The organism is Klebsiella sp. w6 (assembly GCF_033100215.1).
Taxonomy (GTDB): domain Bacteria; phylum Pseudomonadota; class Gammaproteobacteria; order Enterobacterales; family Enterobacteriaceae; genus Klebsiella; species Klebsiella variicola.
The window spans coordinates 32,839-55,660 of record NZ_CP136907.1 but is presented as its reverse complement, the minus strand read 5'-3'; the positions used below and the strand labels follow the sequence as shown (position 1 = coordinate 55,660).

Sequence of the window (22,822 nt, the reverse complement as noted above, 5' to 3'; positions counted from 1 at the left end):
TTCTGTAAGGAATCGTTATGCCACGTGTTTCCCTCTCCTGGGCGCTGATCCTCGGCCTGCTGTCGGGTATCGGCCCGCTGTGCACGGATTTTTATCTGCCGGCGCTGCCGGAGATCACTCAGCAGCTGCAGGCCACCAGCACCCAGACCCAGCTGTCGCTGACCGCCGCGCTGATTGGCCTCGGCCTGGGTCAGCTGTTTTTCGGCCCGCTGAGCGATCGCATTGGCCGCCTGAAACCGCTGGCGCTGTCTCTGCTGCTGTTTATCTTTGCTTCGGCGATGTGCGCCCTGACCCGGGATATCAACATGCTGATTGTCTGGCGCTTTTTACAGGGCTTCGCCGGCGCCGGCGGCTCGGTGCTGTCGCGATCCATCGCCCGCGATAAATACCAGGGCACCCTGCTGACCCAATTTTTCGCCCTGCTGATGACCGTGAACGGCATTGCGCCGGTGCTGTCCCCGGTGCTGGGCGGCTACGTTATCACCGCCTTCGACTGGCGAATTCTCTTCTGGACGATGGCCGCCATCGGCGGCGTGCTGCTGGTGATGAGCCTGACGATCCTGCGGGAAACGCGCCCGGCCACAGCAACGCATGCCGCCCGCCAGCAACGCAGCCAGCCGGTGCTGAAAAATCGCCGCTTTCTGCGCTTCTGCCTGATTCAGGCCTTTATGATGGCCGGGCTGTTCTCTTACATCGGCTCCTCTTCCTTCGTGATGCAAAGCGAATACGGCATGAGCGCCATGCAGTTCAGCCTGCTGTTCGGTCTGAACGGTATCGGGCTGATTATCGCGGCGATGATCTTTTCCCGCCTGGCGCGCCGCTTTAGCGCCGAAAGCTTGCTGCGCGGCGGCCTGACGCTGGCGGTGAGCTGTGCGGCGATCATGCTGCTGTTTGCCTGGCTGCAGCTGCCGGTGCTGGCGCTGGTCGGCCTGTTCTTTACCGTGTCGCTGATGAGCGGCATCAGCACCGTCGCTGGCGCGGAGGCGATGAGCGCCGTCGATGCCGCGCAGTCCGGGACCGCGTCCGCGCTGATGGGCACCCTGATGTTTGTCTTCGGCGGCATCGCCGCGCCGCTGGCAGGCCTCGGCGGTGAAACGATGCTGAAAATGAGCCTCGCGATGGCCATCTGCTACCTGCTGGCGCTGCTGCTGGGCCTCAGCAAACCGCGCAGCGCGCGCTAATCTCCTGCTGCGGTAATAAAATATTCCAGATTTATTACCGCACTATTTCCCGCCATACCTACCATTCTCCTATTATTCTCCGCGTACTAATCGTGATACTCTTCACAGGCAAGGAATAAATAATTCCTTATACTGCGCGCCACTGAGAATAACGAGGTTTCTATGAGTATCGACCTGAGCAAACTGCTGACCGAGCGACGCAACGCCAACAGCGCCAACATTGACACCCTCTCCACCCTCGACATGCTGACGGTGATAAACCAGGAAGACCAGCAGGTAGCCCAGGCGATTACGCCCTATCTGCCGCAGATTGCCGAGGTGGTGGATAAGGTCGCGACGGCGCTGCAGGCCGGTGGCCGCTTGATTTATATCGGCGCGGGTACCTCAGGGCGTCTGGGGATCCTCGATGCCAGCGAATGCCCGCCAACCTTCGGCACCCGCCCGGAGCAGGTGGTGGGGATCATCGCCGGCGGACATAAAGCGATTCTCAGCGCCGTGGAAAACGTGGAAGACAACAAAGCGCAGGGAGCGATGGATCTGCAGAACCTGAACTTCAGCCACCGCGATGTGCTGGTGGGACTGGCGGCCAGCGGACGCACGCCGTACGTCATTGGCGCCATGGAATACGCCCATAGTCAGAATGCCTTTGTCGCCATCGTCAGCTGTAACCCGCATGGCGAAATGGCCCAGCTGGCGGATGTGGCGATCACCCCGGTGGTCGGCCCGGAAGTGGTCACTGGCTCTACCCGTCTGAAAGCCGGTACCGCGCAGAAGCTGGTGCTGAACATGATCTCCACCGGGGCGATGATCCGCGTCGGCAAGGTGTACAGCAATCTGATGGTCGACGTCGAAGCGACCAACGCCAAGCTGATTGAGCGCCAGGTCTCTATCGTGATGGAGGCGACCGACTGCGATCGTCCCACTGCCCGGAAGGCGCTGGAGGCCTGCGGCCGCCACTGTAAAACGGCGATCGTGATGGTGCTGGCGGACTTAAGTGCCGAAGACGCGCAGTCGCTGCTGGCAAAAAACAACGGCTATATCCGCAAGGCGCTCAGCAACACCTGAGCACCGACAGACAGGTAACGGGCAATGGCAAAAATAACGAAAGAGATGATAGCGCGGATCCTCGCCCACGTAGGCGGCGCCGCAAACGTCGCGCAGGCGGGCAACTGCATGACGCGCCTGCGCTTGACCCTGCGCGATGAAAGTCTGGCCGACAGCGCCGCCATCCGCCAGATTGACGGCGTAATGGGGGTGATCGTCAGCGACGAGCAGTTCCAGGTGGTGCTCGGCCCCGGCAAGGCGCAAACCGCCGCCGAGATGATGAACGTCCTGCTGGAGGAGGCGCCCGCCGCGCCGTCGCTGGCCGACGTCGCGGCAGAGAAAAAGCAGGCGCTGAAGGGCAAGCAGACCAGCGCGGTGCAGAAGTTTCTCGCCAAATTCGCCACCATCTTTACGCCGCTGATCCCCGGCTTTATCGCCGTCGGGCTGCTGCTGGGCTTCGCCACCCTGGCGGAACAGGTTTTCGTGCTGGAGAACGCCCATCCGAACGCCAGCCTGGTGGCGCTGATTGGCTATATGAAGGTCTTCAGCAAAGGGATGTTCACTTTCCTGAGTATCCTGATTGGCTATAACGCGCAGAAGGCGTTCGGCGGCTCCGGCGTGAACGGCGCAATTATCGCCTCGCTGTTCGTGCTGGGCTACAACCCGGAGGCGACCAGCGGCTTCTACGCCGGCATTTCCACCTTCTTCGGCCACGGCATCGATCCGCGCGGCAATATCATCGGCGTATTGATCGCCGCTATCCTTGGGGCGTGGGTTGAACGCCAGGTGCGGCGGGTAATGCCGGCCAACCTCGATATGATCCTCACTTCGGCGGTGACGCTGCTGATCATGGGCGCGGTGACCTTTACGGTGATCATGCCGATTGGCGGCTGGTTGTTTACCGGCATGTCGTGGCTGTTCCTGCATCTTAACGGCAACCCGTTTGGCTCGGCGGTGCTGGCCGGCCTGTTCCTGCTGGCGGTGATGTTCGGCGTCCATCAGGGGTTTGTCCCGGTCTATTTTGCGCTGGTGGACGCCCAGGGCTTTAACTCGCTGTTCCCGATCCTGGCGATGGCCGGGGCCGGGCAGGTGGGGGCGGCGCTGGCGCTATTCTGGCGGGCGAAGCGCGATTCGCTGCTGCGAACCCAGATTAAAGGGGCGATTATTCCGGGCTTCCTCGGGATTGGCGAGCCGCTGATCTACGGCGTCACCCTGCCGCGGATGAAGCCGTTTGTCACCGCCTGCCTCGGCGGCGCCTGCGGCGGGTTCTTCGTCGGACTGATCGCCTGGCTGGGGCTGCCGGTCGGCCTGAACACGGTGTTCGGCCCATCCGGGCTGGTGGCGCTGCCGCTGATGACCTCCGGCAGCGGAATTTACGCCGGGATGGCGGTCTACGCCGGCGGGCTGGCGGTCTCCTACCTGTGCGGCTTTGTCCTCACCTGGCTATTCGGCAGTAAAAATGTCGATTTAAGCTAGAACGCGACTGTCGGGTAGTGCCCGGTGGCGGCTTCGCCTTACCGGGCCTGCAACATCGTTACGCCGCCGCGCCCGACTACCATTTCCTGCCCCGCCGCCCGGGCTGGCGCATGCTATGATTCCCCTTTGTCATATTTCGCTTGAGGAAAAGATGGGCTCCAGCAAAAAAGGGATGCTGAACGTACTGATTGCCGCCGTGCTGTGGGGCAGTTCCGGGGTGTGTGCGCAGTTTATTATGCAGGAAAGCCAGATGTCGTCGCCGTTTCTGACCATGACGCGTCTGCTGTTCGCCGGGCTGATCCTGCTGATGCTCGGCTTTGTTCACGGCGACCGCATTTTCCGCGTGCTGCAAAACCGCCGCGACGCCCTCAGCCTGCTGTTTTTCTCGCTGTTTGGCGCGCTAACCGTGCAGTTCACCTTTCTGATGACCATTGAAAAATCCAATGCCGCCACGGCCACGGTGCTTCAGTTTCTGTCGCCTACGATCATCGTCGCCTGGTTCGCCCTCGCCCGCAAAGCGCGTCCCACTCCGCTGGTGCTGGGAGCTATCTGCACCTCGCTGGCGGGCACCTTTCTGCTGGTGACCCACGGCAACCCAACGACGCTGTCGATTTCGCCGGCGGCGCTGTTCTGGGGGATCGCCTCGGCGTTTGCCGCCGCGTTTTATACCACCTATCCCTCGACGTTGATTGCCCGCTACGGGACGCTGCCGATCGTCGGCTGGAGCATGCTGTTCGGCGGCGCGATGCTGCTGCCGTTTTACGGCGGCCAGGGCACCGATTTTGTGGTGAACGGTAGCCTGCTGTTAGCCTTTTTCTACCTGGTGGTGATCGGTACTTCGCTGACCTTCAGCCTTTATCTTAACGGCGCGCAGAAAATTGGCGGCGCGAAGGCCGGGATCCTCAGCTGCGCCGAACCGCTGAGCAGCGCCCTGCTGTCGCTCCTGCTGCTGGGGATCACCTTCACGCTGCCGGACTGGCTGGGCACTCTGCTGATCCTCGCGTCGGTGGTGCTGATCGCCATCGACTCGCGGCGGCGGGTGAGAGCCGCCTGAGCAGGCGATAAAAATTGCATTTTCAATAAGTTAAACTGACCACTATTTGCGTGTTTTCGCGCCTGCGCATATAGTTGACGGAAGCGATTACGGAAGGAGAAGCCTGATGAAAGCATGTTGGATGGTATGCCTGGTCACCGCCCTGAGCGCCACGTCGGCGTGGGCCGAATCACCGCTGCAAAGCCTGCAGTTCGAACAGCAAAAACAGCTGGTGCTCAAAGCGGTGAAGGAAAAATGTGCGCCAGCAAGCCACCTCAGCGATAACGATTTTGCCAATAAAGTGCTGGCGACCGACGGTAACAAGAACGCGGTCCGCGAAGCAACGCTGGCGAAAGAGCGCAATAACCAAAAAAGCTACCAGGCCGCAATCGACAAAATCGTCTGTCCGGCCAAATAGCGGTTATTTCAGCCTGGCGACCAGCGTTTTCCAGTCAAACGGCGTCAGCTGCCTGTAGCTCAGGCTACGGGCGGCCATCTGCTCCGGCAGCTGGCGCTGGCTTTTCGCGATCGCCTCGCTCATTATCCCGGCGCTCCCCACGTCACGCAGGGTTTTCACCACCTCTTCCATCTCTTCGCTGCGCCGAATGCCATGTTCCGCCACCCGGCTGATCAGATAGTCGGGGAACGCTCCTGTCCAGCCCAGAGAGGGGAAACTATGATGCAAGGAACTAAGCACCTCCTCCTCGACGCCATATTCACGGGCCGCGAACAGGCATTCTGTGGTGAGCGCTTCAAGACCTTTGATCATCACGCTACGGCACATTTTTATCGCCGACACCTGGCCCACCTTACTGGCGCCATAGCGGGCATTCAGCCCCAGCCCCTGCAGACGCGGCGCGATCGCCTCCGCCTGCGGCCCGCCGATCAATAACGGTGTCTGCAATCGGGCCGGCGGTACCGGCGCCATCACCGCGACATCGATGTAGGCGCCGGGCAGAAAATGTTCAGCCGCCTGCCGTTTCGTCTCCGGCGCCACGGAGTTGAGATCGAGGAAGTATTGCCCCGGCTGCAGCAGCGCGGCGGCCTGCTGCGCCACCTTTAGCGCCTCACCCGCGGTCACAGTAGAAAAAACCAGCGTGGCGCTCTCCAGCGCCTGCGCCAGCGAACTTCCCACCTGAACGCGCGAGTCACGGGCTTTTTTGCCCATCGCCTCTCGCGCCGGGCCATTGAGCTTGCAATCCCAAATGGTCACCGCATGCTCACGGGCCAGATCCGCCGCCAGAATGCCACCCGCCTCGCCAAAACCAATAAACGCGATCGTCATCATTACTCCTCACGCGGCCAGACGCGGGCCGGAATAAAAACCTCGCCAGCAAACAGCAGTCGCGCCGTGCGTAACAGGCCGCAGCCAGCCAGGGCGCCGTCAGCATCAAGCTGAAGCGTTACGCTAAATTCGCCTGTCGGATGCTCAACGCTGAGCAGCGGCGTATCGCCTGGCGCTACCTGCGCCAGGCCCTGCGCGACAGAGCCGGGGAGCAGACAAGCGCTGGCCACGCTCACCGCGCCAAACACGCCGATTGACGCGTGGCAGCGGTGGGGGATAAAGGTGCGGCTGCTGATGGCGCCGCCGTGTCGCGGTTCGGCGATCAGGGTCATCTTGGGCACCGTGCGCTGGCTGACGTCGCCAAGCTGCATCAGCGGCCCGGCCTGCAGGCGAATCGACTCCAGGCGACGTTTAAGCGCATCGTCATTATCCAGCTGTTCGCGCGTCTCATAGCCGGTGCAACCGAGGTCGCAAGCGCGCAGCAGGATCACCGGCATACCGTTATCGATGCAGGTCACCTCAACGCCGTCAAAACGGTCACGAACCCGGCCGGTCGGCAGCAGCGCCCCGCAGCTGGAGCCCGCCACATCAAGAAAATGGAGCAGGATCGGGCTGGCGCTGCCCGGCACGCCATCGATACGACTCTCGCCGGCGTAGTCGACCCCGTCGGCATCGCAGGGGATCTCTGCCACCGCCAGTTGCCCCGTGTTCTCCATATAAATACGCACCCGAGTGAGCGGCGCATCGTGGCGAACCAGACCACGCTCGATGGCGAAAGGGCCAACGGCGGCGAGAATATTGCCGCAGTTTTGGCCGTAATCCACGGTGGCCGCCGCCACGTTTACCTGGGCAAACAGATAGTCCACATCGGCGTCAGGCCGTGCGGAGCGGCGGATAATCGCCACTTTACTGGTCAGCGGATCGGCGCCGCCGATCCCGTCAATTTGCCGGGGATCAGGCGAGCCCATCACCGCCAGCAGCACCGCATCACGTTGCACCGGATCGGCAGGCAGATCGTCAGCCAGAAAACAGGCTGCCTTCGAGGTGCCGCCGCGCATCCATAGACAGGGGATTCCGCGTTGCGCCATTTATTCCTCCACCTCGTCTGCGCGGTCGTAATACCGCAGCCCCTTTTCCGCCAGACGCGGGCGCATCGCGTAAATATCCAGCCCCAGCTCGCCATGGCGCATCCGCTCACGCTTCGCGAGCTCATTGCTCATGCGGGCTTCCGCTTTATCAAGCACATCACGGACCTGCGCGTGAGGCAGCACCACGACGCCATCGTCGTCGGCCACCACGACATCGCCCGGCTGCACAAGCTGGCCTGCGCAAATCACCGGGACGTTAACCGAACCGAGGCTCTCTTTCACCGTTCCCTGGGCATAAACCTGACGGGACCAGACGGCGAATCCCATCTCCCGCAAAGTCTGCGAATCACGAATGCCGATATCGCCCACCAGACCGACCACGCCGCGCGATTGGAGAGACGTCGCCAGCAGATCGCCGAAGAAGCCATCGCCGCACGGCGACGTCGGGGCCACCACCAGAATATCGCCGGCGCGGCACTGCTCGACCGCCACATGAAACATCCAGTTGTCGCCTGGCGTCACCAGCACGGTTACCGCGTTGCCCGCCCGGCTGACGCCCTGCTGAATCGGACGGATTGTCGGTCCCATCAGCCCCTGGCGATCCCAGGCTTCATGGAGCGTCGCCACCCCGGCCGCCTCACAGCGGCGCAAAACCGCCTCGTCATGGCGCGGCAGATGGCGGATCACAAGGCCTTTTTTATTTAACAAGTTCATGCCAGGTTCTCCGTTACGCGGGGGAAGATGCTCTGGAAGGCTTCGCCGTGAACGATATCGCGCGCGGCCGTGATGCCGATATTGCGCTTGGCCTGCACCCCGCGCTGCAGCGCCACGCGGGTGTAGTATTCCCACAGATGCTCCTGACCCTGCATACACTGAATGGCCTGATACTTTTTCTCCCAGACGGCGGTGATGTCCAGCAACACATCGGGCTTCCAGTTGCACTGCTCCGGCTGGTGCGGTTCGAAACAGTAAACCGGGGGAGCAGCGACAATTTTCTCACCGGGGCGATAGCCCTCTGCCTGGGCGATAATTCGCGCTTCCTGCGCCAGATGGGAGGCCAGGGGGTGATCGTAGTTATAGGGATCGTGCAGGGAGTGCGTCAGGACAAAGTGGGGCTGGATGCGACGATACACATCCGCCAGACGAAATAGCGTCTCTTTATCGGCGCGCAGCGGATAGTCGCCGATATCAAAGAATTCGACGCTGGCGCCCAGGATCTCAGCGGCGGCCTGCGCCTCTTCGCGACGCACCTGCTTCACCGCCTCCTCGGTCATGTTGCCTTTGCGCCACAGTTTGGCGGACTCGCCGCGCTCGCCAAAGGATAAACAGACCACATGGACCTGATAGCCCTGCAGGGCATGCAGCGCTATCGCACCGCCCGCGCGCCAGACGAAATCGGCCGAGTGGGCGCTGACGACAAGGGCACTTTTTTCGCTAACCGGATGAGACATGATGGCTTCCTCTGTTGTTTTTTTCAGCTTGTCATGTCCCGTCGCAGGGAGGTAATTCGTTAACTTGCGAAGGCTATGATTTTTATTTATGTTGTCGACTCACTCACTGTTTCAGGCCTGACGAACCATGCTGAAGAAAAAGCACGATAAAATCATAAATATCATGCAGCTGCGCTTTTTCTGTCAGGTCGCGCTGCGCGGAAGTGTCTCGCGTGCGGCCGATGACTTATTCCGCACGCAGTCAGCGATAACACGGGCGATCCGCGACCTTGAATCCGCCTTGAACGTCACGCTGTTCGAACGCCATTACAGCGGCATGGTGCCCACCGAGTATGGCAAGTGCATCCTGCCGCGCGCCCGGCGGGCGATTGACGACCTGCAGGCCATTCCGGCGCTGTTGCAGAAACACCATACCCGCACCAGCGGCCCGCTGGCGGACGCCGGCTGGCTGTTCAATACCCGCCGGTTAGCCATATTTATTCAGCTCTATCACGTCAACCATACCCAAACCGTCGCGCAACAGTTGGGGATCACCCAGCCGGCGGTCAGCGCCGCGCTGAAGGTCCTGGAGAAAGGGGCGGATTCGGCGCTATTTCGCCGGACGCCAGAAGGGGTGCGCCCCACGCCCGCCGCGGAGCTACTCTATCCCCCGGTAAGCAGAGCGCTCAACGAGCTGGAAAACATCTGGAGCGATATCGCCGCCCGTCGCGGGGTGCTGGAGGGCACCGTGCGCATTGGCGCCCTGCCGCTGAGCCGGACCCGGCTACTGCCCTCCGCCATCGCCGCCTTTCTGGCTCAGCACCCGGGCATTACCCTCATGACCAATGAAAGCCCGTATGAGTCGCTGGTCGCCGATATGCGGGCAGGTAATATCGATTTTATTATCGGCGCCCTGCGTCAGGATGAAGATCTTCCGGACCTCTGTAGCGAGGCGTTATTTGAAGAGGATATGTTGATTTTACTGCGTAATAACCACCCGCTGCTGCGCCATCCGGATCCGCGCAGCCAGCTGGCGACCGCGCAATGGGTGCTGCCGCGCGCCAACGCGCCGGCGCGCCATTTGCTGGATAAGGCGTTTATCACCCTGGGGCTGCCGCTGCCCCAACCGACGGTGGAGACCGGGGATGCGGCGATGGTGAGAGGATTGCTGCAGGACTCCGACATGCTGGCGGCGGTCTCCGCCAGCCAGATGCGTTTTGAAACTGACAATGGGCTGCTCAGCGTGTTGCCGGTCCCCCTGCCCGATACCACCCGGCGTATCGGGCTGACGTTTCGCGCCGGCAGCCTGCCCTCCCCGGCGACGCAGGCGCTGTTGCGTTTTATCTATCAGCAGGTTCAGGACGGGACCGTTTAACGTTTACCCGCCACCGAATAGGTTACCTGTTGGTTGCGCGTTTGCTGAAACGCCTCCAGCGTCTGCCCGCGCATCGCGGCGTAAATATGCAGGTTGGATACGCCGACCACCGCGCCCATTTTCTCCAGCAGGAAGAAACTGGCGCCATACTGAATCAATCCCCGCCAGTCGCGTGCGTTGAGCAACTGCTGTTCCTCCTCACTCAGTCCGGCTTCGGCATAAAGCGACTGAGGCGACTGCAGAAAACGTTCGCGCCAGGCAGGCTCAATCAGCCGATGCAGGAAACGGTTAAGCCGCAAGCCATTCAGGCTGCGCTCGTGGGTAAAAGGATAGGTTCCCGGCAGTTTCTCCACCCCGGCCAGCTGCTGCGCCATATGCTGGCGATGGCGCGTCAGGGTATCGACGGGGGGCAGGCGCGCATTGTTCTCAAGGATCAGCGTGGCGATACCGGTCATCGACGGCAGGTAATAGTCGCGCCAGGTTTCGGTGACATTGGCTGATAGCGCGCCGCGCATCACCAGCCACATGATCACTTCGGACCCCTCCATCCCCCCCAGCTCAGCATATTCGCCAAGGGTCATTTCGGTGAGCTTTTCCGGGTCATTAACCAGCATGTCAACAAACTGGGCATCCCAGTCGGGATTATTAAATCCGCAGCGCTCGCCATGAACCTGATGCGAGAGCCCGCCGGTCGCGACAATCGCCACATTGATATCTTCCGGGAAGCTTTCAATTGCCCGGCGCAGCGCCTGGCCGAGTTTGTAACAACGGCGCGCGCTCGGTACCGGAAATTGCAGCACGCCGATCTGTAACGGGATCACCGCCGTCGGCCACCCCTGCGCTTCATCCCAGGGCAGCAGCGCCGAAAGCGGCGAGAAAAGGCCGTGGTCGAGCTTTTTATCCATAAAGAACGACATATCAAACTCATCGGCCATCAGGCTGGCGCCAATGTGCCTTGAGAGCGCCGCATTGCCCTGGACCGGCGGCAGACAGCGTGGTCCGCCGCCTTCATCGGCAACGTCATATTGACTGTCGATTCCCAGCGTAAAAGTCGAATAGTGATCGAAGAAAAAGGCGGTCACATGATCATTAAAGATGTACACCAGCGCATCCGGTTTTTTCTCCTCCAGCCAGCGCTGCAGCGGTTCGAAGCTCTGGAAGATCGGCGACCACGCCGGATCCTGCTGTTTATGATGATCGACCGCGAAGCCGATAGTCGGGGTATGAGAGACGGCGATACCGCCGAGAATGTTAGCCATCAGATAACTCCACTTATCGGTGTTCCTGGGGGGATGACAAAGCGTCCAGTTCTGCCTCTGTGAGTCGAGGCTTAGCGTGATTCATACGGTGCAACAAAATACAGATCCCCGCCAGGCAGGCCGGCAGCGCAAGCACCAAAAAGATCGACGAGTGTCCCGGCACGGCCAGCATCAGCATCCCACCCAGCGTGGAGCTGAGAATAGCCCCGGTACGGCCGATACCATGCATCCAGCTGACGCCGGTAGCACGGATCTCGGTTTGATAATAGGCTGGCGAATAGGCCTGCAGACCGTTCTGCGCGCCGTTAATGCACATCCCGCTGATAAAAATCAGCACCGACAGCGCCGCCGATCCGAAATCCATCAACCCCTGGGACAACAGGCACAGGCAGCCGAGGAAATAGGTTGCCGCAATCACGGCTTTCGCCGAAGCACGATCCATCAGCATACCGACAAGGATCCCGCCCAGCGGGCCGCCGAGCTGGAACAAGCCGGTCATCATCGCCGCCTGCTGCAGCGACAGCCCGCCGGAGCGGAGAATGGTTGGCAGCCAGCCGTTCAGCAGATATATCACGAACAGCCCCATAAAATAGGTCAGCCACAGCGCTATCGTGCCGCGGGCATAGCCATGCCGAAACAGCTGCGCCACTTTATTGCTGCGCGTGATGGGCGGCGCATTCAACTGAAAAACGGTTTCCGCCGTAAACTGGCCCCCAAGCCGGTTAAGCGCCCTGGCGATCTGCTCGCCCGGTAGCCGGCGCGCCACCATGTTCATCGCCGACTCCGGTAACATCACGATCATAAAGGGGAGCACCACGAGCGGCAGCACGCCGCCAAAAATCAGCGCCGAGTGCCAGCTGTAATGCGATAACAAACCGGCGGCGATAAAGCCGCCGAGGCCGGAACCCACGTTAAAACCGCTGTACATCAGGGTGATCATCACCCCTTTACGCCGCTCCGGCATATATTCCGCCACCAGCGTGACGCAGTTGGGCATCACCGCGCCAAGGCCAAGGCCAGTAAGAAAACGCATCAGCGCCAGCTGTGATGGGCTTTGCGCCACGGCGCCGGCCAGGCTGAACAACGCAAACAGCGCCACCGACCAGAGTAAAATGCGTTTTCGGCCGTAGCGGTCAGAAAGCGGGCCCGCCACCAGGGCGCCAATGGCGACGCCGAACATGGCCGCCCCAAGAATCGGCCCCATTTCAGCCCGGCTGATGCCCCAGTCCTCAATGAGCGCCGGGGCGACAAAGCCCATCACCGCGGCGTCATACCCATCCAGCATAATGATGATGAAACAGAGCAGCAGCACGTTCCATTGAAAGCGCGAGACCGGACGGGCATCTATCCACGCTTTCACATCGACAACGTTCATGTGATTCATAGGGTCACTTCCTTAAGCAGGCGGTACGAATGTTCTGGTTAGTGTTTTTTGAGTGGAACTTTCGTACTCAACTTAAGGCAGGTCACGCAGGCTGTCCGGTTCGAAAACCCGGCGTCAGATATGAGTTTTATTTATAATGTGAGGGATACGACAAAAACCAGCCAGCAAAAAACCCGCAGCCAACGGCGGCGGGTCAGGGCAAGAGCGGTGTTCAGTGCTTCGGAATAATTAAATCGCCGCGCAGCGGGCTGCCGCCCGGGTTGTCCGTTTTCTCGGTCAGCCAGTTGACGATCCGCGACGCCATCGCGTCCATGGAATATTCAATGGCCGGAATGGTGGGGATACCGGGCAGCTGTAACGATCCGGCGAGGCTAAACACCATCACATTTTGCGGAACGGCGCGGTTAAACGCCTGCAGCTGCGGCACCACGCGCTGCGCCTGCTGCTCATCGCTCACCAGCAGCGCGTTAAAGTTCAGCGTCGTGGCGTTATTGACCAGCTCCTGGACCGCCACCGACGGCGAGGTGTTATCCAGAAACACCAGGTTGCGATTAAACGGCAAAAAGTTTTTTTCCAGCGCGTGCTTGTAGCCCAGCAGCACCTGATCGGCAAAGCCGCTGCTCTGCGGATGAATCAGCGCAATCTGCCGTCTGCCCTGGCTAATCAGATAGTGGCAGGCGGTTTCGGCAGCGAAGGCATGATCGAACTGAATGCTGTTGTCGCCCTCGCTGTCGAGGCAGTCCACCAGCACCACGTCCGGGCGGTTAATATTCAGGGGAAAACGCGCGCCGATGATCAGCACGTTATCGCACAACCCGCAGGTCAACTCCTCCAGCGAGCTCATCACGCCGTTGCTGGTGTTGGCGAAGCGCAGCAGCAGGTGCTTCTGGTGCTGGCTGAGCTGTTTTTCCAGGGCGTAGAGATAGCTGGTGGTTTGGTTGATGTTGTCCTGGGCGCAGATGACGCCGATACAGCCGGTGGACTGACTGAGCAACGACTGGGCTATCATGTTTGGCCGGTAATTGAGCGCTTCCGCCGCCTGCAGCACCGCCTGACGACTGGCTTCCTTCACGCCACGTGAGCCGCTCAACACTCGCGACACCGTGGCTTTGGAAACCCCGGCAAGTCGTGAAACATCATTGATTGTCGACATCATTTTCCCCTGCGCGGGCGCCGCGTCCCGCCAAAATCCTGTAAACCTGAATCGCTTCAATTGTGACCAGCGCAGTATATCCATTTCACCATTTGTTTGGAAACCGATTTTCCATTTCAGCGCAAAACATCGCCAAATCGACAGAATAATGTGAGCGAAATCCAATAAATCCGCCCCATAAGCAGGAGATCTTGACCACTATCACAGTTCTGCTTTTTATGAATGGAAACCGGTTTCCGTCTGATATCAAATCATCCACGCAATAACTTTTTACATTTTGAGGATGGTCGTCGATGTACAAGATTATGCTGTGCTGCTCTGCCGGGATGTCCACCAGTCTGTTGGTCAGAAAGATGGTGGAGGCGGCGAATGAACGTGACCTGCCGGTGCAGATTGATGCCTATGGCGTTTCCGAATTTGACATGCAGTTTCCGCAGTATCAGGTGGTGTTGCTTGGCCCCCAGGTGAAATACATGTTGAAAACCCTGTCTGACAAAGCGGCTTCCCTGAACATTCCCGTTCAGCCCATCGATACGATGGACTACGGTATGCAGCGGGGAGACAACGTCCTGAATTATGCTCTGTCGCTGATCCCAGCGGCGCACTGAGAGGTGTTGAAATGAGTTCTCTGTATCAGTCCATGATTGCCGTGATCGAGCAATCTATTACTCCGCTGGCAGGACGCCTTGGGCAGCAGAAATACGTTATCGCGATCCGCGATGGCTTCACTGCCGCCTTGCCGTTTATGATCATCGGCTCTTTCATGCTGGTATTTATCTTTCCGCCGTTTTCACCCGATACCACCAACGGCTTTGCCCGCGGCTGGCTTGATTTCTCCCAGCACTACCGCGAACAGCTGATGCTGCCGTTTAACCTCAGCATGGGCGTGATGACCTTCTTTATCTCGGTCGGCATTGGCGCCAGCCTCGGTCGTCAGTTTCAGCTCGATCCGGTAATGTCCGGTCTGCTGGCGTTTATGGCCTTCCTGCTGGTCGCCGCGCCTTATGCCGATGGCAAAATTTCCACTCAGTATCTGTCCGGTCAGGGCATTTTCACCGCGCTGATCACCGCCATCTACTCCACCCGCGTTTATGCGTGGCTGAAGCAAAACAACATTACGATTCGTCTGCCGAAAGAGGTCCCCACCGGCGTCGCCCGTTCGTTTGAAATCCTGATCCCGGTGCTGGTGGTCATTGCGACTCTGCATCCGCTGAACCTGTTTATCGAAGCGCAGACCGGGATGATCCTGCCGCAGGCGATCATGCATCTGCTGGAGCCGCTGGTTTCCGCCTCCGACTCGCTGCCGGCGATTTTGCTCTCCGTTCTGATGTGCCAGATTTTCTGGTTCGCCGGGATCCACGGCTCACTGATTGTTACCGGCATTATGAACCCGTTCTGGATGGCCAACCTGTCGGCAAACCAGGCGGCGCTGGCGGCGGGTACGGTGCTGCCGCACGTCTATCTGCAGGGCTTCTGGGATCACTATCTGCTGATTGGCGGCGTCGGTTCGACCCTGCCGCTGGCTTTCCTGCTGCTGCGTAGCCGGGCCACGCATCTGCGCACCATCGGCAAGATGGGCATTGTGCCGAGCTTCTTTAATATCAACGAGCCGATTCTGTTCGGGGCGCCAATCATCATGAACCCGATGATGTTTATCCCCTTCGTCTGCGTGCCGATGGTCAACGCGGTGCTGGCTTACGGCGCGACGCGTCTTGGCTGGCTGAGCCAGGTGGTGTCGCTGACGCCGTGGACCACGCCGGCACCGATTGGCGCGTCGTGGGCGGCCAACTGGACCCTGAGTCCGGTGGTGATGTGCGTTATCTGCATGGTGATGTCGGCGGTCATTTACCTGCCGTTCCTGCGCGCCTATGAACGTTCCTTAATGAAAACCGAAGTTGAGAAAGCCAAAAATAGCGTTCCGGTGGCAGAAACCGTTAGCTAATCCCTCCCCTTCCGGAGAGATAATAAGATGACAGCGTAATAATGCAGAAAATGGACTTTCACTGCATTATTAAATAATAAATACCTCAGGAATACACATGATTGAATTAGAAGATGCGGTAATGGAAATTATCGTTAATGCGGGACAGTCACGCTCATTATGTTTTGAAGCGTTGCATGCGGCCCGAACCGGAAATATCGACGAAGCGCGCTTACTCTTAAATGAGGCCGACGGCTACGCCCGCCGGGCGCATCAGATGCAGACCCAGCTCATCGAGCAGGATGCCGGTGAAGCGCGTCAGCCTATGACGCTGATTATGGTACATGCCCAGGATCATCTGATGAACTCGCTGCTGGCCCGTGAGTTCTCAGAAGAATTAATCCATCTGTACCAGCGTTAATTAATATGGAATAACGTCAGCGAGAATATTATTCTCCGGCGTCGCTGTACCCTAAAAAACAAATCAGCTTATTTTGGTTATTTATTTTAGCCAGAATGGGATGGTTATTATCTGAAATATATTAATTATTAAAGCGAGATAACCATGAATACTGTGAAAAAACTGCCTTTAGCCATGGCGGTTGTCGCCGCGCTGTGCCCAATTTCTCTCATGGCGCAAGAATTTACGCAGGAACAGATCGACGCCATCGTTGCCAAAGCCGTTGATAAAGCGCTGGCCGACCGCCAGGCGAAAATCGACGCCGCGGCCAACAAAAAGGTCGACGTGATCACCAACCCGCAGACCACCGCCGCCTCGCCGGATATGGCCATTCCGTTCGGCCTCAAGTTCAGCGGCTATGCCCGCTATGGCGCCCATTTCCAGACCGGCGACCAGAAATATGTCGGCGTCGACGGCTCCTATAACGGCGCCTCGGCGATCGGCCGTCTCGGCAACGAAAGCAACGGCGGCGAATTCCAGATCAGCAAGGCCTTCAAAAGCGCGCAGGGGGCTATCTGGGATCTTAACGTGATGTTCGACCACTGGAGCGACGAAGTTAACCTGAAGAAGGCCTACGTCGGCGTCACCAACGTGCTGGAATCCAACCCCAACGCCTATATCTGGGCCGGCCGCGACTTCCACCAGCGTCCGCAACAGGGGATCAACGACTACTTCTGGATGAACCACGACGGCCAGGGCGCCGGGGTGAAGAACTTTGATATCGGCGGCGTGCAGTTCGACGTGGCGGCGGTCTCGCAGGTGAAATCCTGTAGTCCGGAAGTGATGGCCGATGAGACCAACCCGTCGCGCATCACCTGTACCGGCAGCTCCGATACCGGCGATAACGGCCACTACGCGCTGACCACCAAAACCCACAACATCAAGGCCGGGCCGATCGACGTCGAGGTGTACGCCAACTACGGCTTTGACTCAAAGGCGGTGGACAGCGACGCGCGTCTCGAAGCCTGGCAGGGCGGGCTGGTGCTGAGCCACACCAACGACAGCGGGGTGAACAAGGTGATCCTGCGCTATTCCGACAACTCGGATAACAGCGTCTATAACAAAACCGACGACCTGACCACGGTCTACGCCAGCTTTGAGGGCAGCCATAAGTTCACCCAGCAGGCGCAGGTGGAATATCTGCTGGCCTTCCACGACTACGACAACGGCAAAGATAATACCGACAACCGCAAAAACTACGGCGCCATCGTCCGGCCGATGTACTTCTGGAACGACGTGCACTCCACCTGGCTGGAAGCGGGCTACCAGCGCGTGGATTACGACCAGGGCGGGGATAACCACGGCTGGAAGCTGACGCTGTCGCAGAACATCGCCATCGGCATGGGGCCGGAGTTCCGTCCGATGCTGCGCTTCTACGTGACCGGCGGCCAGGTGGACAACGAGCATACCGCGAAGGTTAACGGCACCCAGGACCAGCAGCTGGATTCACTGAACGTCGGTGGAATGTTTGAGGCGTGGTTCTGATGCGATAGCGTTGTCGAAGGAGCGTTCCCGGCTGGCGCTACGCTTAGCCGGGCTACGACTGAGGAGGCCTGCGGGATACCACCCGTAGGCCCGGCAAGCGCAGCGCCGCCGGGCGGTCAGGCGCCGTACCCGCGGTAGTGCCGGCTGGCAAAAGGCGAGCGGCCTTAAGCGGGTGGATTCACCTTCACTTTGGTCGCCACCAGCAACCCGGTAAACAGCATTAATATTCCTGACAACACCAGCGGCGACAGCAGCCCTAAGTGGTCGAGCGCCACGCCGCCGACCGCGGCGCCGCAGGTGTTGGCCAGCTGGATCACCGCCACCTGAATCGACCCGGCTTTTTCCGCCTGATCGGAGAGCGAACGGGTGATCCACGTTGACCACCCCACCGGGATCAGCGCAAACGCGAAGCCCCAGATAATCGCCACCGTCGAGGCGACGATTTTGCTTTCTCCCCACAGCACCAGCGCCACCGCGCAGGTGGTCAGTACCAGTGGCGCGATCGCCAGCGCCGCTTTTACCGAACGCTTGAGAAGCACCGAGGAGAGCGAGGTGCCGATAAAGCTGGCGATACCAAAGCTCAGCAGCACCAGCGTCAGGCCGTCGACATCAAACCCGGCGAGGGTCATGTACACCGGACGTATATAGGTAAAGAAGGCGAACTGCCCGGCAAAGGCCATGAAAATGGCGCACATCCCGGCCATCACCCCCGGACGCTTCAGCAGACCAAACATATTTTGCTGCTGAGAAGCCGATTCACCGGGCAGCGACGGCAGCGCTTTCAGCACCCAGAGCGTACACAGCACGCCCATCACCGCCGCGCCGTTAAAGACGTTGCGCCAGCCGATAAGCCCGCCAAGGAAACTGCCCAATGGGGCGGCGATCACCAGCGCGATTGATACCGCGCCGAAAATAATCGATAGCGCTTTCGGCACCACGCGCATCGGCACCAGACGCATGGTCAGCGAGGCCGACATCGCCCAGAAACCGCCGAGCGCCAGGCCCAGACAGGCGCGCCCCAGCAGTAGCAGGGTGAAGCTATCGGCAAACGATACCAGCAGGCAGGAAAGGGTCAGCAGCAGCGAAAACAGGATCACCACGTAGCGGCGATCGGTTTTGCCAATGATGGAGGTGATAAACAGGCTGGAGAACATCGCTACGAATGCCGTCGTCGTCACCGACTGCCCGGCCATCCCTTCGGAGATGCCTAAATCCAGCGCCATCGGCGTCAGCAGACTGACCGGTAGAAATTCGACGGTAATCAGGCAGGCAACGCAGAAAGCAACCGCGAAAACCGCCGACCAGTTTGGTCGCGCCAGCTCGCGTGCATGGGGTTTGGCTTCATTTGAATGACTCATGAGTGACCTGCGAAGAAAGTGGCTGAAAGCCGCGCAGTGTAACATTTTGTTTGTGACGAATTTAACGTTTTCACAACTCTCATCGCTTTTCACGGCATGATACAAAGGGATAGCCTGAGAATATAGCCTTCGCCATTCTGCCGGATGGCGCTTACGCTTATCCGGCCTACAAGTGACGAGTGCGGAAACCGTAGGCCGGATAAGGCGCAGCCGCCATCCGGCACTCGGATTTACTCACCGCGAGCCGATTTCACCAGCCCGCAGATCCACTCCTGGTGACCGTTAATCATCGGATTGGGCAAGGTACGCGCCAACTCCTGCGCCGGAACGCCTTTTTGCGACTCCTGGGTGAGGATACGTACGCGCCCGCCGGGCAAATCTTCAAATAGCCACGCGTGGATCACATCAAGACGCGTCGTTGCATCCCCTTCCGCCCAGCCGTGCCAGGCTACGCGCGCCGCCTGCCCGGCAGCGGGAGGTACATACTCTGTAATCTGCGCCTCAATCGGGAAGCCGAAGGTGCTGAAGCGGAAACGGGCGTTGGCGCTGAGGGTCGGGCCGCTGCCGTCATGGAAATGGATATCGGCAACGTTGCTGTAATAGCCCGGCCACAGCGTGGTGTCATCGAGCTGCGCCCATATCTGAGCTGCCGTCAGGCCGCTGACGATAATTTCATTAGAGGCAAAATTGTCGGTCGTGCCTGGCAGATACTCTTCCGGCCAGACGATGGCGCTTTGCAGCAGGGGCTGTTTCATGATTAACCTCGTGAACGATTGTTTTAACGAGGTTAATCATGCGTCGGTGAGTGATATAAATCGAATCACCATCCTTGATAATACACATAAGCAATTATGATATCAGTGCAGCCAGTGCACGCCGTCTTCCGGCAGAAACAGCGCGTTATAACGCTGCTGTAGGTTATGCAAATCGCTTGCATCCGGATCCAGCTCGCGCAGAAACCCTTGCGCAAGACGAATTTGCGCGTCGGTAATCGGCGCCGCTAAACGCGCTTTTTGCATCAGGCGATACCAGTAATGCAGGTTTTTTTCGCTGGCATCGACGATAGCGGTCTGCCAGATCAGCAGTACCTGTGCGGCGTTCTGCAGATGCGCTTCATTCGGCCGCTCCAGGTAGCGCAAATACTCATTACCGGCGGTTTTTCCCAACTGATCGATCATCGATTCCAGCGGAACAGGCGTTATGCCAAGGCGTTCGCTCAGGCGACGAATCGCGCGGCGTGAATCAGAGGTAAGCACCCGAAATCCCACAACAAATACCACTACCAGGGTGGCCAGTCCTATCCAGATCATGCATCCTCTCATCCAATCGCAGCCTCACTATCATAATGGGAATTTGCCTGCTGTCGACTACCGGGCATACCATAATGTGACTTATCGCGTTTGCGGATAGCTATCATGAAATCTGATATCAGAAACCTCGATCTCAACCTGCTGAAAGCCCTGGATGCGCTGCTCGATGAGCGCAGCGTCACCCGGGCGGCAGCGCGGCTGGCGCTCACCCAGCCGGCGGTCAGCGGCATGCTCACCCGCCTGCGCGACGCCTTTAATGACCCGCTGTTTATCCGCGCCCCGCACGGTATGGTGCCGACGCTGCGCGCTCAGGCGCTGGCGGCTCCGGTAAAGCAGCTGCTGATCGATGCTGAAACCCTACTGCAACCCGCCATCTTCGAGCCGCTGGAAGCCAATTTTACCTGGACCATCGCCGCGACGGATTATGCGTTGAAAGCAGTGATCGTGCCATTTATCGCCGCGCTGAAGCCACTGGCGCCGGGTATCCGCGTGCGCATCATTCCCGAATCACCGGCCACGCTGCTGGCACAGTCCGAACGTGGTGAAGTGGATATTGCGCTATTGACGCCCCACGATACGCCGCCGGCGCTGCACAGCCGGGCGCTGTATCAGGAAGACTATGTCTGTCTGATGCGCGAAGACCATCCGCAGGCCAGCCAGCCGCTGACGCTCGACCGCTTCTGTGCGCTGGAACATGTGCTGGTTTCATGGCAGGGCGATAGCTTTCGCGGCGTGACCGACGACGCGCTGGCGGCGCTTGGTCGAACCCGGCGGGTGGGATTGTCGGTGAGCAGTTTCCTGGTGTTGCCGGAAATACTGGCGGTGAGCGACATGATCGCCGTGGTACCGCGCCGACTGGCGAAAAGAGCCAGCGGCATGAAAATAGCCCCACCGCCGCTGACGATCCCGGGTTTCACCAAAAGCATGGCCTGGCACGAGCGTAACCATCATGACCCGGCGCAGCAGTGGCTGCGGGAGCTACTCCTGCAATCCAGCCAGCAAGAACAATAAAAAAGCCCGGCGCAATGGCCGGGCAAGGTTACCAAATACCTGGTAAATCAGGCAGTCTGCAAAATACGGTTCTTTTTCTCGCGGCGAATTTTACGCTCTTCAAAGATAGCCACAATGGCCATCAGGCAGATACAGCCGATGGCGGCGGCGTCCAGCGCCGCAAAGGTGCCGGCCCAGCCGGTCAGGCCGAAGACCGGCGTGCCGTCGGCGATCATCCCAAGACCCAGCTTGGCGAAGCTATCGCCGATCAGATAGGCGAAAGTGCCCTTGATTCCATCGGCGGCGCCGATCGCTTTTTTCGGCACAAAGCCGACGGCGGCGACGCCGATCAGCAGCTGCGGACCAAACACCAGGAAGCCCAGCGCAAACAGCGAGGCCAGATAGACGTACTGGTTGCTGGCGTGTTGGTAAACCCCGAGGGTGGCGATAATCAGCGCCAGCGCGATGCAAGCCACCAGCGCGCGGCGGCCGTTGGCCAGATCCGACAACCAGCCCCACAGCAGCGTGCCGACCAGCGCGCCGACCTCAAACAGGGTAAAGCCCTGAATCGCCACCTCTTTAGACAGCTTCAGCTCCTGGAAGGCATACACGGTGGACCACTGATCGATACCGATACGCACCACGTAGAGGAAGATGTTGGAGAAGCACAGCAGCCAGATCACTTTGTTTTTCAGCACGTACTCAACAAAGATCTGCCACTTGGTCATCGCATTTTCTTCGGTCTCTTTGTCCTCTTCGCTGATCGCTTCGCCAAACAGCTCTTCCGCCGTGCCGAGGCCATAGGATTCCGGCGAGTCGCTACCGTAGCGCAGGCCAATAAAGCCGACGATCAGCGCAATAATCGACGGGAAGATAAACATGCCGATCACATGGCCGTCGAACAGATAGTTGGCGCCAAACAACGCCACGCCCGCCGCGCCCGCGCCGCCGAGGTTGTGGGAGATATTCCAGAAGCCGAGGAAGGTGCCGCGTTTGCGTCTGGGCGTCCACTTGGTGATGGTGGAATAGCTGCACGAGCCGCCGGTGCTCTGGAAGAAGCCGCTCAGCGCATAGAAGGCGATCATCAGGAACAAGCTGGTGGAGCCCGCGCCCATGCTGGCGCTAAAGCCCAGCATACAGATGGCGGAGAGGATCAGCATAAACGGCAGGAACTGCTTGGTGTTTTTACCGTCGGCATAATAAGACACGAGCGTCTTGCCCACGCCGTAGGTGATGGAGAAGCCCAGGCCAATCATCCCCAGCTGCGTCATGCTCAACCCATAGGTGGAGATCATGTCATTCTGCGCGATGTTAAAGTTCTTGCGGATCAGGTACATGGTCAGGTAGCCAATGAAGACCACCAGATAGGACTGCATGAAAGGTTTGAACCACATTTTGCGCCGCACATCGAGCGGCAGATCCAGGGTCGGCTTGCGCACCTGATTCAGAAAGGCCAGCATGGGTATCTCCTGAGCTGATTTTTTATGCCTGCGTCATAACCAGGCATTGTAAAAACCAGCGCGCCGTCTGGCCTGAGACGGCGTCCAGGTGAAACCGGGAAAATTTCTTAGTTTTGCTCCGTTCGCGGCC

22 protein-coding genes are annotated in these 22,822 nt (G+C 59.3%); 11 read left to right on the top strand and 11 right to left on the bottom strand.

Annotated elements, in window-relative coordinates; all coding sequences use genetic code 11:
* The first annotated feature begins 17 nt into the window (after positions 1–17).
* The 5 genes from R0140_RS00275 (at position 18) to R0140_RS00255 (ending at position 5,152) form a co-directional block, all read left to right on the top strand.
* Entirely contained in the window at positions 18–1,181 is a 1,164-nt protein-coding gene (locus R0140_RS00275) for a multidrug effflux MFS transporter (RefSeq protein ID WP_032736561.1), read from the top strand.
* Between the two features lie 162 nt (positions 1,182–1,343).
* A complete protein-coding gene (murQ, locus tag R0140_RS00270; protein ID WP_012967024.1) occupies positions 1,344–2,246 on the top strand; it encodes an N-acetylmuramic acid 6-phosphate etherase in 903 nt (300 codons plus the stop codon).
* Between the two features lie 24 nt (positions 2,247–2,270).
* On the top strand, positions 2,271–3,701 hold the full coding sequence (murP, locus tag R0140_RS00265) for a PTS N-acetylmuramic acid transporter subunit IIBC (protein ID WP_032736563.1): 1,431 nt from the start codon (positions 2,271–2,273) through the stop codon (positions 3,699–3,701).
* A gap of 151 nt (positions 3,702–3,852) precedes the next feature.
* On the top strand, positions 3,853–4,755 hold the full coding sequence (locus tag R0140_RS00260) for a DMT family transporter (protein ID WP_002923118.1): 903 nt from the start codon (positions 3,853–3,855) through the stop codon (positions 4,753–4,755).
* Positions 4,756–4,861: 106 nt separating this feature from the next.
* The gene (locus tag R0140_RS00255) at positions 4,862–5,152 is read left to right on the top strand and encodes a YicS family protein (protein WP_023298372.1); all 291 of its coding nucleotides are present in this window, start codon (positions 4,862–4,864) and stop codon (positions 5,150–5,152) included.
* A gap of 3 nt (positions 5,153–5,155) precedes the next feature.
* Here R0140_RS00255 and R0140_RS00250 read toward each other — a convergent pair whose 3' ends face one another.
* From R0140_RS00250 to galB, 4 genes are read right to left on the bottom strand one after another with little or no spacing between them, the layout of a single operon-like run.
* Positions 5,156–6,019 (bottom strand): NAD(P)-dependent oxidoreductase, encoded by an 864-nt coding sequence (locus tag R0140_RS00250; RefSeq protein ID WP_016162003.1) that lies wholly within the window; start codon positions 6,017–6,019, stop codon positions 5,156–5,158.
* Between the two features lie 2 nt (positions 6,020–6,021).
* Positions 6,022–7,107, bottom strand: coding sequence for a 4-oxalomesaconate tautomerase (locus R0140_RS00245; protein ID WP_012967021.1), 1,086 nt, complete (start codon positions 7,105–7,107; stop codon positions 6,022–6,024).
* The gene (locus tag R0140_RS00240) at positions 7,108–7,821 is read right to left on the bottom strand and encodes a 4-carboxy-4-hydroxy-2-oxoadipate aldolase/oxaloacetate decarboxylase (RefSeq protein WP_023298375.1); all 714 of its coding nucleotides are present in this window, start codon (positions 7,819–7,821) and stop codon (positions 7,108–7,110) included.
* Positions 7,818–8,558: a 4-oxalmesaconate hydratase gene (galB, locus tag R0140_RS00235; RefSeq protein WP_008806774.1), complete on the bottom strand. Its 741-nt coding sequence runs from the start codon at positions 8,556–8,558 to the stop codon at positions 7,818–7,820. Before galB ends, R0140_RS00240 begins: the two co-directional genes overlap by 4 nt.
* A gap of 127 nt (positions 8,559–8,685) precedes the next feature.
* On the opposite strand from galB, the gene R0140_RS00230 reads away from it, so the two are divergent.
* Positions 8,686–9,912 carry a LysR family transcriptional regulator gene (locus R0140_RS00230; RefSeq protein ID WP_016162005.1) on the top strand — a complete coding sequence of 409 codons (1,227 nt, stop codon included), beginning with the start codon at positions 8,686–8,688 and terminating at the stop codon, positions 9,910–9,912.
* Here R0140_RS00230 and R0140_RS00225 read toward each other — a convergent pair.
* The 3 genes from R0140_RS00225 to R0140_RS00215 form a co-directional block, all read right to left on the bottom strand.
* Positions 9,909–11,171 (bottom strand): gallate dioxygenase, encoded by a 1,263-nt coding sequence (locus tag R0140_RS00225; protein ID WP_008806772.1) that lies wholly within the window; start codon positions 11,169–11,171, stop codon positions 9,909–9,911. The genes R0140_RS00230 and R0140_RS00225 overlap by 4 nt on opposite strands.
* A 13-nt stretch (positions 11,172–11,184) precedes the next feature.
* Complete coding sequence (locus R0140_RS00220) at positions 11,185–12,555, bottom strand: MFS transporter (protein WP_317703926.1); 1,371 nt, start codon at positions 12,553–12,555, stop codon at positions 11,185–11,187.
* Between the two features lie 211 nt (positions 12,556–12,766).
* A complete protein-coding gene (locus R0140_RS00215) occupies positions 12,767–13,708 on the bottom strand; it encodes a LacI family DNA-binding transcriptional regulator (RefSeq protein WP_032691298.1) in 942 nt (313 codons plus the stop codon).
* Between the two features lie 293 nt (positions 13,709–14,001).
* On the opposite strand from R0140_RS00215, the gene R0140_RS00210 reads away from it, so the two are divergent.
* The 4 genes from R0140_RS00210 to R0140_RS00195 all read left to right on the top strand — a co-directional run bounded on the left by R0140_RS00210 (position 14,002) and on the right by R0140_RS00195 (position 17,574).
* A complete protein-coding gene (locus tag R0140_RS00210; RefSeq protein ID WP_004145041.1) occupies positions 14,002–14,316 on the top strand; it encodes a PTS sugar transporter subunit IIB in 315 nt (104 codons plus the stop codon).
* Positions 14,317–14,327: 11 nt separating this feature from the next.
* Positions 14,328–15,650 (top strand): PTS cellobiose transporter subunit IIC, encoded by a 1,323-nt coding sequence (locus tag R0140_RS00205; RefSeq protein ID WP_008806769.1) that lies wholly within the window; start codon positions 14,328–14,330, stop codon positions 15,648–15,650.
* Positions 15,651–15,747: 97 nt separating this feature from the next.
* Positions 15,748–16,050, top strand: coding sequence for a PTS lactose/cellobiose transporter subunit IIA (locus R0140_RS00200; protein WP_004205145.1), 303 nt, complete (start codon positions 15,748–15,750; stop codon positions 16,048–16,050).
* A 144-nt stretch (positions 16,051–16,194) separates the two neighbouring features.
* Positions 16,195–17,574: a carbohydrate porin gene (locus R0140_RS00195; protein WP_032736567.1), complete on the top strand. Its 1,380-nt coding sequence runs from the start codon at positions 16,195–16,197 to the stop codon at positions 17,572–17,574.
* A 164-nt stretch (positions 17,575–17,738) separates the two neighbouring features.
* On the opposite strand, the gene nepI is transcribed toward R0140_RS00195, so the two are convergent.
* The 3 genes from nepI to R0140_RS00180 all read right to left on the bottom strand — a co-directional run bounded on the left by nepI (position 17,739) and on the right by R0140_RS00180 (position 20,242).
* On the bottom strand, positions 17,739–18,932 hold the full coding sequence (nepI, locus tag R0140_RS00190) for a purine ribonucleoside efflux pump NepI (protein WP_032736569.1): 1,194 nt from the start codon (positions 18,930–18,932) through the stop codon (positions 17,739–17,741).
* Between the two features lie 230 nt (positions 18,933–19,162).
* Positions 19,163–19,687 (bottom strand): SRPBCC family protein, encoded by a 525-nt coding sequence (locus R0140_RS00185; protein ID WP_016162009.1) that lies wholly within the window; start codon positions 19,685–19,687, stop codon positions 19,163–19,165.
* 102 nt (positions 19,688–19,789) lie between these two features.
* Positions 19,790–20,242 (bottom strand): DUF1198 domain-containing protein, encoded by a 453-nt coding sequence (locus R0140_RS00180; RefSeq protein WP_032691299.1) that lies wholly within the window; start codon positions 20,240–20,242, stop codon positions 19,790–19,792.
* 105 nt (positions 20,243–20,347) lie between these two features.
* Between R0140_RS00180 and R0140_RS00175 the strand changes: the two genes are divergently transcribed.
* Positions 20,348–21,253, top strand: a complete 906-nt coding sequence (locus tag R0140_RS00175; protein WP_022064559.1) for a LysR family transcriptional regulator — start codon at positions 20,348–20,350, stop codon at positions 21,251–21,253.
* 47 nt (positions 21,254–21,300) lie between these two features.
* Here the strand turns inward: R0140_RS00175 and uhpT are convergent, their stop codons facing one another.
* The gene (uhpT, locus tag R0140_RS00170; RefSeq protein WP_004202242.1) at positions 21,301–22,692 is read right to left on the bottom strand and encodes a hexose-6-phosphate:phosphate antiporter; all 1,392 of its coding nucleotides are present in this window, start codon (positions 22,690–22,692) and stop codon (positions 21,301–21,303) included.
* Positions 22,693–22,822: the final 130 nt, after the last annotated feature.

Excerpts from the sequence above, each read along its gene's own strand:
- R0140_RS00210 (WP_004145041.1), top strand. The coding sequence starts at position 14,002 with ATGTACAAGATTATGCTGTGCTGCTCTGCCGGGATGTCCACCAGTCTG.
- R0140_RS00245 (WP_012967021.1), bottom strand. The coding sequence starts at position 7,107 with ATGGCGCAACGCGGAATCCCCTGTCTATGGATGCGCGGCGGCACCTCG.
- R0140_RS00255 (WP_023298372.1), top strand. The coding sequence starts at position 4,862 with ATGAAAGCATGTTGGATGGTATGCCTGGTCACCGCCCTGAGCGCCACG.
- R0140_RS00240 (WP_023298375.1), bottom strand. The coding sequence starts at position 7,821 with ATGAACTTGTTAAATAAAAAAGGCCTTGTGATCCGCCATCTGCCGCGC.
- murQ (WP_012967024.1), top strand. The coding sequence starts at position 1,344 with ATGAGTATCGACCTGAGCAAACTGCTGACCGAGCGACGCAACGCCAAC.
- R0140_RS00220 (WP_317703926.1), bottom strand. The coding sequence starts at position 12,555 with ATGAATCACATGAACGTTGTCGATGTGAAAGCGTGGATAGATGCCCGT.
- R0140_RS00230 (WP_016162005.1), top strand. The coding sequence starts at position 8,686 with ATGCTGAAGAAAAAGCACGATAAAATCATAAATATCATGCAGCTGCGC.
- R0140_RS00205 (WP_008806769.1), top strand. The coding sequence starts at position 14,328 with ATGAGTTCTCTGTATCAGTCCATGATTGCCGTGATCGAGCAATCTATT.
- R0140_RS00185 (WP_016162009.1), bottom strand. The coding sequence starts at position 19,687 with ATGAAACAGCCCCTGCTGCAAAGCGCCATCGTCTGGCCGGAAGAGTAT.
- murP (WP_032736563.1), top strand. The coding sequence starts at position 2,271 with ATGGCAAAAATAACGAAAGAGATGATAGCGCGGATCCTCGCCCACGTA.
- uhpT (WP_004202242.1), bottom strand. The coding sequence starts at position 22,692 with ATGCTGGCCTTTCTGAATCAGGTGCGCAAGCCGACCCTGGATCTGCCG.
- R0140_RS00215 (WP_032691298.1), bottom strand. The coding sequence starts at position 13,708 with ATGTCGACAATCAATGATGTTTCACGACTTGCCGGGGTTTCCAAAGCC.
- R0140_RS00260 (WP_002923118.1), top strand. The coding sequence starts at position 3,853 with ATGGGCTCCAGCAAAAAAGGGATGCTGAACGTACTGATTGCCGCCGTG.
- R0140_RS00200 (WP_004205145.1), top strand. The coding sequence starts at position 15,748 with ATGATTGAATTAGAAGATGCGGTAATGGAAATTATCGTTAATGCGGGA.
- R0140_RS00250 (WP_016162003.1), bottom strand. The coding sequence starts at position 6,019 with ATGACGATCGCGTTTATTGGTTTTGGCGAGGCGGGTGGCATTCTGGCG.
- R0140_RS00180 (WP_032691299.1), bottom strand. The coding sequence starts at position 20,242 with ATGATCTGGATAGGACTGGCCACCCTGGTAGTGGTATTTGTTGTGGGA.
- R0140_RS00195 (WP_032736567.1), top strand. The coding sequence starts at position 16,195 with ATGAATACTGTGAAAAAACTGCCTTTAGCCATGGCGGTTGTCGCCGCG.
- R0140_RS00175 (WP_022064559.1), top strand. The coding sequence starts at position 20,348 with ATGAAATCTGATATCAGAAACCTCGATCTCAACCTGCTGAAAGCCCTG.
- R0140_RS00225 (WP_008806772.1), bottom strand. The coding sequence starts at position 11,171 with ATGGCTAACATTCTCGGCGGTATCGCCGTCTCTCATACCCCGACTATC.
- nepI (WP_032736569.1), bottom strand. The coding sequence starts at position 18,932 with ATGAGTCATTCAAATGAAGCCAAACCCCATGCACGCGAGCTGGCGCGA.
- R0140_RS00275 (WP_032736561.1), top strand. The coding sequence starts at position 18 with ATGCCACGTGTTTCCCTCTCCTGGGCGCTGATCCTCGGCCTGCTGTCG.
- galB (WP_008806774.1), bottom strand. The coding sequence starts at position 8,558 with ATGTCTCATCCGGTTAGCGAAAAAAGTGCCCTTGTCGTCAGCGCCCAC.